This window comes from Streptomyces sp. AC627_RSS907, from assembly GCF_019049165.1.
Window position 1 is genome coordinate 1 of the sequence record NZ_JAGMUE010001131.1, and the last position, 915, is coordinate 915.

General features: G+C 63.8%; 1 pseudogene. It reads left to right on the top strand.

Going from position 1 to position 915, the window contains the following annotated elements:
• Positions 1-265: 265 nt before the first annotated feature.
• Positions 266-915: pseudogene (locus tag KUM32_RS40665) on the top strand (tetratricopeptide repeat protein); the annotation flags it as partial.

Consider the following 915-nt stretch of genomic DNA (forward strand, 5'->3'; position numbering starts at 1 on the left):
GTGCGGGCATCGGTGCGGACGGCGTACCACTGACGACCGGCGGGCAGCACGGTCAGGCGGTCGCAAGGGGGTGGAGTCCAGTCGAGGTCATTCACGGAACTCTCCGAGGGCGAGGGCGGGTTATCCGGTCCGGCCAGTCACACCGTCGTAGGGTGCGGTGTTTCCGTTCCAGAGAACTGGCACGGCGCACACGGCGGTACCGTGGGACGAGTTCCGGGACTTAAGATCGGTTAAGAGCGTTGGCGCGCGAGGAGCGTGGAGCCAGATGCCACCATCAGGGCCGAACACCGAACTCGAAAAGATTTTCCAAGAGACCGGCTGGACGCTTCGCCAGTTCGCGCAGGCCGTCAACCGCGCCGCGACCGAAGCAGGCGCACCCACAAGGTACCGCGAGCCATCCATCCATCAGTGGCTCAAGGGACACCTGCCTGTTCAGCGAGTGCGTCCGCTGGTCCTGGAAGCGTTATCCAGAAAGCTGGGACGGGCGATTTCGTTCGCCGACGCGGGCTTTCCCGCGCTCCCAGCCGAAGCGGGGAGTACCACTCACAAAGACCTTGTTGAAGACCTGATTGCTCTGGGAAGGCAGGACATGGACCCCTCGCGTCGGACCATACTGAGCGCCAGCGTCTTCTCGGCGACTTTCGCCGTGCCCTCCTGGGCGGAGGCCGTGGAACGCAGCAGTCTCGTCACCTCCCATCAATTCGCCCGCATCGGCACGTCTGACGTCACTCTGATCCGATCCATGATCAGGCACTTCTCCCAGTTGGACCATGCCATGGGGGGTAAGGTAACCCGCCCTAGCGCGGCTGCGTTTCTGGTGAACAACGTGGCCCCGCTCCTTCACGCGCCCGCGAAGGAAACCGTACGGTCGGACCTGCTCTCCGCCGCCTCCGAGTTCTGCTACCTCCTTGGTTA